The organism is Streptomyces sp. NPDC059853 (assembly GCF_042731495.1).
Lineage (GTDB): Bacteria > Actinomycetota > Actinomycetes > Streptomycetales > Streptomycetaceae > Streptomyces.
This window is the reverse complement of sequence record NZ_JBHWJL010000214.1, coordinates 1-9,181: the sequence shown is the minus strand read 5'-3', so window position 1 is coordinate 9,181 and position 9,181 is coordinate 1. Positions and strand designations below refer to the sequence as shown.

The window sequence follows — 9,181 nt, the reverse complement described above, 5'->3', positions numbered from 1 at the left end:
CCCGGTGGGCGGCCCGCGCGGCTGACCGCTGCCCCGGCGAGTCCGCGCGTGCCGCCGTGGCGCGCGCCGACCCGCCCGGGGGCCGCCGCGTTAGCTTGGGGGTATGAGCGACGTGAGTGGTGAGTTCCGCATCGAGCACGACTCGATGGGCGAGGTACGGGTCCCGGCGGCGGCGAAGTGGCGGGCCCAGACGCAGCGGGCGGTGGAGAACTTCCCGCTCTCCGGGCGCGGTCTGGAGCGCGCGCACATCGCGGCGCTGGCCCGGATCAAGGCCGCCGCGGCGACCGTGAACGTCCGGCTCGGGGTGCTGGCCGAGGACACCGGGGCGGCGATCTCGGCCGCGGCCGAGGAGGTCGCGCGCGGGGAGTGGGACGAGCACTTCCCGGTGGACGTGTTCCAGACCGGCTCCGGCACCTCCTCGAACATGAACATGAACGAGGTTCTGGCCACGCTGGCCGGTGAGCGGCTGGGCCGGCCCGTCCACCCCAATGACGAGGTCAACGCCAGCCAGTCCTCCAACGACGTCTTCCCGTCCTCCCTGCACATCGCCGCCACCGGCGCGGTGCTCGGGGAGCTGATCCCGGCACTGGAGACCCTGGCCGGGGCGTTCGAGGCCAAGAGCGCGGAGTTCGCCGAGGTGGTGAAGTCGGGGCGCACCCATCTGATGGACGCCACCCCGGTCACCCTGGGCCAGGAGTTCGGCGGGTACGCGGCGCAGATCCGGTACGGCGTGGAGCGGTTGCGGTCCGCGCTGCCCCGGCTGGCCGAACTGCCGCTGGGCGGTACGGCGGTGGGCACCGGCATCAACACGCCCGCCGGGTTCTCGGCTGCGGTCATCGAGGAGGTGGCGCGGACCACCGGGCTGCCGCTGACCGAGGCACGCGATCACTTCGAGGCGCAGGGCGCCCGGGACGGGCTGGTGGAGACCTCGGGGCAGCTGCGGACGATCGCGGTCTCGCTCACCAAGATCTGCAACGATCTGCGCTGGATGGGCTCGGGCCCGCGCGCCGGGCTCGCCGAGATCAATCTGCCCGATCTCCAGCCGGGTTCCTCGATCATGCCGGGCAAGGTCAATCCGGTGGTGCCGGAGGCGGTATTGATGGTGTGCGTCCAGGTCACCGGTAATGACGCGGCGGTCGCGGCGGCCGGCGCGGCCGGGAATTTCGAGCTGAATGTCATGCTGCCGGTGATGGCGAAGAATCTGCTGGAATCCATCCGGCTGCTGGCGAACGCCGCCACCCTGCTCGCCGGCCGCACCGTGACCGGTATCACCGCCAACGCCGAACGGGCCCGCGAGTACGCCGAGTCCTCCCCGTCGGTGGTCACGCCGCTCAACCGCTACCTGGGCTACGAGGAAGCGGCCCGGATCGCCAAGCGGGCGCTGGCCGAGCGCAAGACGATCCGGGAAGCGGTCCTGGACGGCGGGTACGTGGAACGCGGTGAGCTGACCCGGGAGCAGCTGGACGAGGCCCTCGACGTGCTGCGCATGACTCATCCTTGAGGGTGGCGCCTTGTCCCGGTCGCCCGGAATATCATGTGCCGATGACAGAACCAGTGCACGCTTGGCGACCAGGGGAACACATTCTGTGGCGTTACCGGGCGAACGGGGCGCCCGGTATTCATATCTGCCGCCCCGTCACCGTCGTCCGTGATACGCCGGAGCTGCTGGCCGTGTGGATGGCGCCGGGCACCGAATGCGTCCGCCCGCTGCTCGCCGACGGTACCCCGATCCACGAGGAGCCGCTGCCCACCCGGTACACCAAGCCGCGCATCACGGTGCGCGACCGCTGGTCGGGTGGTGGGGTGCTCAAGCTGGCCCGTCCCGGCGATCCCTGGTCGGTGTGGCTTTTCTGGGATCGGGGGTGGCGCTTCAAGAACTGGTACGTCAATCTTGAGGAGCCCCTGCACCGCTGGTCGGGCGGGGTCGATTCGGAGGACCATTTTCTCGATATCGCGGTCTATCCCGATCGCAGCTGGGAGTGGCGCGACGAGGACGAATTCGCCCAGGCGCAGCAGGCGGGCCTGCTGGATGCCGGGCAGGCGGAGCGGATCCGCGTGGCCGGGCAGGCGGCGGCGCGCGTGATCGGGGCGTGGGGCCGGCCGTTCAGCGAGAACTGGGCGTCCTGGCGGCCCGACCCCCGGTGGCGGAATCCCGTCCTGCCCCGTGACTGGGACCGGGCCGCCGCACCGGCCGTTCCGCCGCGCGGCGCGCACGCGATCCCGCAGCATCCCAGAGCCTCTTGATGCACCCCCGGGCGTCAAACGTAGGATCGACCCCCACGACCGCACCACCGCACAACATCCCTACTTCGCACGCCAGTTCCTCGCCCGGATGGATGGACATCCCCTCGTGACGGACCCGACCTCACCCCAGCCCGCGGCTCGCACGGCGGACGTACCCTCCCACGCCGGCTCCGCGGCCCTGCCGCACGCGCGCTCCGAGCCCGATCCGGCCGAACATCCCCCGGTCCAGGCCGAACCGGGGACGGGCCCCGGAACGCTGGGCGGCGGTGGCGGGTCGGGGACCGTGGGCAGCGGCTCCGGGGCCATCGACCGGCTGCGGTTCGTGGGAGTCGCCACCCGGCGCATCGCCCGGGGCAGCGACGCGGAGGAGATCATCCTGGGGCTGTGCCGGGCCACCGTCCCCACCTTCGCGGACGCCATCCTGGTCTATCTGCTCAACCCGCTCCCGGTCGGCGACGAACAGCCCACCAATCCGTGGGTGTTCGTCCTGCGCCGCACCGATCGCATCCCCGACGTCTCCGGCGGTCTGGCGGGCGACGGCGGCGGGGGTACGGCGACCGCCGCCGTGCTGCCGCTGCTGTCGGGCGCCCTGACCCGCGTCGAGCTGCGGGGCAACGGCCCGCTCGCCGAGGTGCTGCGCGGGGTGCGCCCCGTCTTCACCGACTCCCAGGTGTCCCAGCAGGCGCTGGCGGAGCTGACCGGTGCCGAGACACCGCCCCAGGAGCGGCACGCGATCCTCGCCCCGCTGCGCGGCCAGCGCCGGGTGATCGGCGCCGCCGTCTTCCTGCGCAGTCCCGACAGCGACGCCTTCCAGAAGGACGACCTCCAGGTCGCCCAGCAGCTGTCCACGCACGCGGCGCTCGGGGTGGACAAGGCCATCCTGCACGGCCGCGAGGCGTCGATCGCCGACGAGCTGCAGCGCACCATGCTGCCGGACGACCTGCCCGAGCCCACCGGCGTCCGGCTGGCCAGCCGCTATCTGCCCGCGGGCAAGACCGCCCGGGTCGGCGGCGACTGGTACGACGCGATCCCGCTGCCCGGCAGCCGGGTCGCGCTGGTCGTCGGCGATGTGATGGGCCACTCCACCACCTCGGCCGCCATCATGGGCCAGCTGCGCACCACCGTGCAGACCCTCGCCGGTCTCGACCTGCCGCCGCAGGAAGTGCTGCACCACCTGGACGAGCAGGCCCAGCGGCTGGGCGACGACCGCATGGCGACCTGCCTCTACGCGGTGTACGACCCGGTCGCGCACCGCATCACCGCCGCCAACGCGGGCCACCCGCCGCCCGTCCTGCTGCACCGCGACGGCAGCACCGAGGTGGTCAATCTGGAGCCCAACGCGCCCATCGGGGTCGGCGGCGTGGACTTCCAGACCGTCGAACTGCCCGCGCCGCCCGGCTCCACCCTGGTGCTGTACACCGACGGCCTGGTGGAGTCCAGGACCCGGGACGTGTGGACGGGTGTGGAGGACCTGCGCGAGAAGCTGACCGAGACCGCCTCGCTGACCAGGCCGGACCACGCCACCCCGCTGGAGCCGCTGTGCGAGGCGATCCTCGACATCGTCGGCCCCGGCGACCGTGACGACGACATCGCGCTGCTCGCCGCCCGCTTCGAGGGCATCGCGCCCGGCAACGAGGCGTCCCTGGAGCTGGAGCCGCGCCCCGAATCGGTTCGACACGCGCGCCGCCTGGTGCGCGACTCGCTGGCCGGCTGGGAGCTGACCGATCTGGAGGACGCGGTCGAACTGCTGGTCTCCGAGGTGGTCACCAACGCCGTGCGGTACGCCGAGCGGCCCGTCAGCGTCCGGCTGCTGCGCACCGACGTGCTGCGCTGCGAGGTGGGCGACGACGTCCCGCAGCTGCCCCGGCTGCGGCAGGCGGGCCCGGCGGACGAGGGCGGGCGCGGGCTGTACCTGGTGCAGCGGCTGGCCCGCAAGTGGGGTGCGACCCGGCTGTCCACCGGCAAGCTGGTGTGGTTCGAAATGGCGCTGCCCGGCCGGTCCTGAGTCGGGACCGGCCGGGCAGGCCGTCACGGGCGGGCGCGCTCAGGCGAGCGTCGCCTCCGCGTCCAGGGTGGTGCCGACCGCCTGGATGACGGCGGCGATCTTGAACGCCTCCTGGATCGTCTCGCGGTCGACGCCGGCCTTGCGCAGCACCTGCTCGTGCGAGTCGAGGCACTGGCCGCAGCCGTTGATGGCGGAGACGGCGAGGGACCACAGCTCGAAGTCGGTCTTCTCCACGCCCGGGTTGCCGATGACGTTCATCCGCAGGCCGGCGCGCAGGGTGCCGTACTCCGGGTCGCTCAGCAGGTGGCGGGTGCGGTAGAAGACGTTGTTCATCGCCATGATCGCGGCGGCGGACTTGGCGGCGGTGTACGCCTCGTCCGACAGGTGCTTGCGGGCCTCGGGCTCCAGCTCACGCAGGACGAGCGGGGAGCGGGAGGCGATGGCGCAGGCGAGGACGGTGCCCCACAGCTGCTGCTCGGGCAGCGGCGAGTTGCCTATGACCGAGCCGAGGTTCAGCTTCAGGTCCTTGGCGTACGCCGGGACGGACGCCTTCAGGTCGTCGAGGGCCATGGGGTCCGCCTCACGCGCCCGCGAGGAGCGCGACCGGGTCCAGGGTGGACTCGCCCTTGGTCCAGTTGCAGGGGCACAGCTCGTCGGTCTGCAGGGCGTCCAGCACCCGCAGGACCTCCTTGGGGTTACGGCCGACGGAGCCGGCGGTCACCATGGTGAACTGGATCTCGTTGTTGGGGTCGACGATGAAGACGGCCCGCTGCGCGAAGCCGTCCTCGCCCTGCACACCGGCCGCACGCATCAGCTCGTGCTTGGAGTCGGCGAGCATGGGGAAGGGCAGGTCGCGCAGGTCGGCGTGGTCCTTGCGCCAGGCGTGGTGCACGAACTCGGAGTCGCCGGAGACGCCGAGGATCTGCGCGTCGCGGTCCGCGAACTCCTCCTCCAGCTGGCCGAAGGCGGCGATCTCGGTCGGGCAGACGAAGGTGAAGTCCTTGGGCCAGAAGAACACGACCCGCCACTTGCCCTCGTAGGTCTTGTGGTTGATCTGAGCGAAGGCGCTCTCGGCGTCGAGGCTGACGCAGGCGGTGAGGTCGTACTCGGGGAACTTGTCGCCGACGGTGAGCAACGCGATCTCCTTGTGCTGTGTGGTGCCGAGGGTTGCTGCCGGGGCCGCCGGAGGGTCCCCCGGCGGTCCTGACAGGCACTACGCTGCCATATCGGCCATTGATCTCAGAAATAGCTAGACTCGTCGTGATTAATCGGAGGTAGTTATCAGTGGCCGGTACGACGGGGCCCGCGGGCATGGCACGACAGCCCACATTCGCGCAGCTGAGAGCGTTCGCCGCGGTCGCGGAGCATCTGCACTTCCGGGAGGCCGCCGCCGCCATCGGGATGAGTCAGCCCGCGCTGTCCGGCGCCGTCGCCGCACTCGAAGAGACCCTCGACATCACCCTCCTGGAGCGCACCACCCGCAAGGTCATGCTCTCCCCGGCCGGTGAACGGCTCGCGGTGCGGGCCCGCTCCGTCCTGGAAACGGTACGGGAGCTGGTGGAGGAGGCGGAGGCCGCCCGGGCGCCGTTCACCGGCCTGCTGCGGCTCGGCGTGATCCCCACCTGCGCGCCGTATCTGCTGCCCACCGTGCTGCGGCTGATCCGCGAGGAGTTCCCGGCCCTGGAGCTCCGGGTGCACGAGGAGCGCACCGCCGAGCTGCTGGAGGGCCTCACCGGCGGCCGGCTGGACGCGCTGCTGCTGGCCGTACCGCTCGGCCATCCCGGGCTCACCGAGCTGCCGCTGTTCGACGAGGACTTCGCGCTCGTCCTGCCGCACGGCCATCCGCTGGCCGGGCGGCGGGACATCCCCCGGGCGGCGCTGCGCGACCTGGAGCTGATCCTGCTGGACGAGGGGCACTGCCTGCGCGACCAGGCGCTGGAGATCTGCCAGGAGGCGGGCCGCGAGTCGGGGGCCACCATGGCGGCCGGCGCGGCCGGGCTCTCCACGCTGGTGCAGCTGGTGGCCGGCGGCCTCGGGGTGACGCTGCTGCCGCGTACCGCCCTGAAGGTGGAGACGGCGCGCAGCGAGGAGCTGGCCACCGGGTTCTTCGAGCATCCCGCGCCGACCCGGCGGATCGCCCTGGTGACGCGCACCGGGACGGCGCGCGCTGCCGAGTTCGAGACCCTGGCCCGCGCGCTGCGCCGGGCGCTGCGCCCGCTGCCGGTGCGGATCAGCCGTCCGTAGCCGGCGGCGGACCGGCCGCGTCCGCGTCGCCGCGGCTCTGCCGGGGCGGCCGGCCGCGCCGGGGGTGCGGCCGGGCGGTGCCCGGCAGCCGCCCGGCGTCCCGCAGGGCCTGGCGCAGCAGATAGTCGATCTGCGCGTTGGTGCTGCGCAGTTCGTCGGCGGCCCAGCGCGCGAGCGCGTCGTGCACGGCGGGATCGAGCCGGAGCAGCACCTGCTTGCGGGCCGGCCGGGCGGGGCGCTCGGCGGGGTCCGTCACTGGTACAGCGACCCGGTGTTCAGTACGGGCTGCGGGGTGTGGTTGCCGCAGAGCACGACCAGCAGGTTGGAGACCATGGCGGCCTTGCGCTCCTCGTCCAGTTCGACGATCTCGGACTCGGTGATCCGGGCCAGCGCGGTCTCCACCATGCCGCAGGCCCCGTCCACGATGGTCTGCCGGGCGGCGACGACCGCGCCGGCCTGCTGGCGCTGGAGCATCGCGGAGGCGATCTCGGGGGCGTAGGCGAGGTGCGTGAAGCGGGCCTCGATGATCCGCACCCCGGCGGCCTGCACCCGGGCGGTCAGCTCCACGGCCAGCTTCTCGGTGATCTCCTCGGCGTCCTCGCGCAGCGACAGTTCGTCCTCGCCGTGCGCGTCGTAGGGGTACTCGATGGCGATGTGGCGCAGCGCGGACTCGGTCTGGGTGGACACGAACTCCACGAAGTCGTCCACCTCGAAGCTGGCCTGCGCGGTGTCCTCGACCTTCCAGACGATGACCCCGGCCAGCTCGATCGGGTTGCCGTGGGCGTCGTTGACCTTCAGGACGGCGGTCTCGTGGTTGCGGACCCGGGTGGAGATCTTGACGCGGGTGGTCAGCGGGTTGACCCAGCGCAGCCCGTCCTTGCGGATGGTGCCCGAGTAGCGGCCGAAGAACTGCACCACGCGGGCCTCGCCGGGGGCGACCATGTTGAGGCCGCTCATCATGAAGACCGAGACGAGGAAGAGCAGTCCGCCGCCGATGATCAGCAGCACGCCGGGGGCGACCGAGTCGTTCTTGGCGAGTATCGCGCCGCCGATGGTGATGCCGATGCTGGCGACGGTGCCCAGGAAGGTGAGCAGCAGGGCGAGGCCGCCCGGGATGCTGTGCGCCACCGTCTCCCTGACCCGGGGTTCGGGCATCTCGGGCGCGTCGATGTGGAGTTCGGTTCCGTTGGTCATGGTCTCCCCGTTCGTGTGCGTGGTGGCCGGGTGCCGCCGCGGCCCAACCTTAGCAATCTGATATCACTTTATGGCAAGGGGGTGGTCGCGATGTATCGCGAATCGGTAGCCTGGCGGGGTGACTGCCGAAAAGCCTCCCGCCGTGCCGCTCGCCAAGCCGGCCGCACCGGCCCCCGTACCGCACCCCGCGCCGGATCCCGTACGCGCCTCGGACGCCGACCGGGACCGGATCGCGGACATCCTGCGCGAGGCGCTGGCCGAGGGCCGGCTCGACGCGGAGGAGCACGCCGAACGCATCGAGTCCGTCTACCGGGCCAAGACCCTGGGCGAACTGGAGCCGCTGATCCGCGATCTGCCGGCCGGGCAGCGCCCGGCCGCGCCCGCTCCGCCGCCGCGGCCGGGGCCCGTCGCGCCGGTGCCCGCGGGGCCGCGCAGCGTGGTCGCCGTCTTCAGCTCGGCCAACCGGCACGGGCGGTGGCGGCTCGGGCTGCGCACGGTGGCGTCCGCCGTCTTCGGCAGCGTCGAACTCGACCTGACCGAGGCGATCTTCGACCAGCAGTACGTGACCATCGACGCCACCGCCGTGTTCGGCAGCGTGGAGATCAAGGTCCCGGAGAACGTCACGGTCCGCACCGGCGGTACCGGCGTGCTCGGCAGCTTCGAGGTCGTCGAGATGGTCTCGGCCGACCCGTCGGCTCCGGTGATCATGGTCAAGGGCGCCGCCGTCTTCGGCTCGGTCGAAGCCCGGCCGGTGCCGGGCAAGTCCGTCCGGAATCTGCGGAATGCCTGAAATTCCCGGCGGATACGACTGATACGACTGCCCGTGTGGTCGCTCCGTGCATAAGCCCGCGTACAGCGGGTAGGGCTCGGGGGACCGTCACTCGTTTGGCCGCGCGAGGTGGGAAAGGCATCTCCATCCAGATGGGGACCTGTCCGGTCCGGGTGAGGGTCTCTTAGCCAGCCATGAGCGACCCCCGGTAGCCGTCGTCAGGAGTTTGACTGTGCTGCAATCGTCACCGCCCCAAGAGTCCCAGTGGTCACCTGCCGTACCGGCTCAGCGCAGTTCGAGAGACCTGGCGGGCCCGTGGCACTCCGAGGCAGCGTGCCGGCGGGATGAGGCAGGACTCTTCTTCGCCCCTTCCCAGGAGCCCACCGCGGCCCGGCTCTCGCGCGAACAGGCCGCCAAGGCGGTCTGCGCCCGCTGCCCGGTGCTGCTGGAGTGCCGTGAGCACGCGCTGCTCCAGCCCGAGCCGTACGGGGTGTGGGGCGGGCTGACCGCCGCCGAGCGCCGCGTCGTGCTCAGCCGGCGCCGCCGTCGCGAGGCCACCAGCGGGAGCGGCACCACCCGGGTCGCCTGACCGGACCCCTCCCGGCCGGACACCCCGCCGCCACCGCAGGCCGGCCCGCACCCGTGCGCGGGCCGGCCCCCGGAGCCCTCCGGCGTACCGCCGTCACTTCCCCCGGTCGAAGTCCACCGCGCTGTACGCCCGCAGC

Annotated in this window: 10 protein-coding genes; 6 read left to right on the top strand and 4 right to left on the bottom strand. The window is 72.2% G+C overall.

All coding sequences use genetic code 11. The annotated features are described in order from the left end of the window. Nucleotides 1-103 precede the first annotated feature (103 nt). The 3 genes from ACFV5N_RS20090 (at nt 104) to ACFV5N_RS20080 (ending at nt 4,249) form a co-directional block, all read left to right on the top strand. Nucleotides 104-1,501: a class II fumarate hydratase gene (locus tag ACFV5N_RS20090; RefSeq protein ID WP_385601549.1), complete on the top strand. Its 1,398-nt coding sequence runs from the start codon at nt 104-106 to the stop codon at nt 1,499-1,501. Between the two features lie 41 nt (nt 1,502-1,542). Beyond that, nucleotides 1,543-2,244: a DUF402 domain-containing protein gene (locus ACFV5N_RS20085; RefSeq protein ID WP_385601546.1), complete on the top strand. Its 702-nt coding sequence runs from the start codon at nt 1,543-1,545 to the stop codon at nt 2,242-2,244. 88 nt (nt 2,245-2,332) lie between these two features. After that, a complete protein-coding gene (locus tag ACFV5N_RS20080) occupies nt 2,333-4,249 on the top strand; it encodes a SpoIIE family protein phosphatase (protein WP_385601543.1) in 1,917 nt (638 codons plus the stop codon). Nucleotides 4,250-4,288: 39 nt separating this feature from the next. On the opposite strand, the gene ACFV5N_RS20075 is transcribed toward ACFV5N_RS20080, so the two are convergent. Together ACFV5N_RS20075 and ACFV5N_RS20070 are read right to left on the bottom strand one after the other, a co-directional pair. Next, nucleotides 4,289-4,819, bottom strand: a complete 531-nt coding sequence (locus ACFV5N_RS20075; RefSeq protein ID WP_385601540.1) for an alkyl hydroperoxide reductase — start codon at nt 4,817-4,819, stop codon at nt 4,289-4,291. 10 nt (nt 4,820-4,829) lie between these two features. After that, nucleotides 4,830-5,384, bottom strand: coding sequence for a peroxiredoxin (locus ACFV5N_RS20070; protein WP_385601538.1), 555 nt, complete (start codon nt 5,382-5,384; stop codon nt 4,830-4,832). 176 nt (nt 5,385-5,560) lie between these two features. Here ACFV5N_RS20070 and ACFV5N_RS20065 point away from each other — a divergent pair, with 176 nt between their 5' ends. After that, entirely contained in the window at nt 5,561-6,493 is a 933-nt protein-coding gene (locus tag ACFV5N_RS20065) for a hydrogen peroxide-inducible genes activator (protein WP_385601536.1), read from the top strand. Here the strand turns inward: ACFV5N_RS20065 and ACFV5N_RS20060 are convergent. Both ACFV5N_RS20060 and ACFV5N_RS20055 read right to left on the bottom strand, forming a co-directional pair. After that, nucleotides 6,480-6,749, bottom strand: coding sequence for a hypothetical protein (locus ACFV5N_RS20060; protein WP_385601535.1), 270 nt, complete (start codon nt 6,747-6,749; stop codon nt 6,480-6,482). The two genes, ACFV5N_RS20065 and ACFV5N_RS20060, sit on opposite strands and share 14 nt — an antisense overlap. After that, entirely contained in the window at nt 6,746-7,687 is a 942-nt protein-coding gene (locus tag ACFV5N_RS20055) for an SPFH domain-containing protein (RefSeq protein ID WP_385601533.1), read from the bottom strand. Before ACFV5N_RS20055 ends, ACFV5N_RS20060 begins: the two co-directional genes overlap by 4 nt. Before the next feature lie 118 nt (nt 7,688-7,805). On the opposite strand from ACFV5N_RS20055, the gene ACFV5N_RS20050 reads away from it, so the two are divergent. Next, complete coding sequence (locus ACFV5N_RS20050) at nt 7,806-8,477, top strand: DUF1707 domain-containing protein (RefSeq protein WP_385601532.1); 672 nt, start codon at nt 7,806-7,808, stop codon at nt 8,475-8,477. Nucleotides 8,478-8,688: 211 nt separating this feature from the next. Next, nucleotides 8,689-9,045, top strand: a complete 357-nt coding sequence (locus ACFV5N_RS20045; RefSeq protein ID WP_385601529.1) for a WhiB family transcriptional regulator — start codon at nt 8,689-8,691, stop codon at nt 9,043-9,045. The last annotated feature ends 136 nt before the right edge of the window (nt 9,046-9,181 follow it).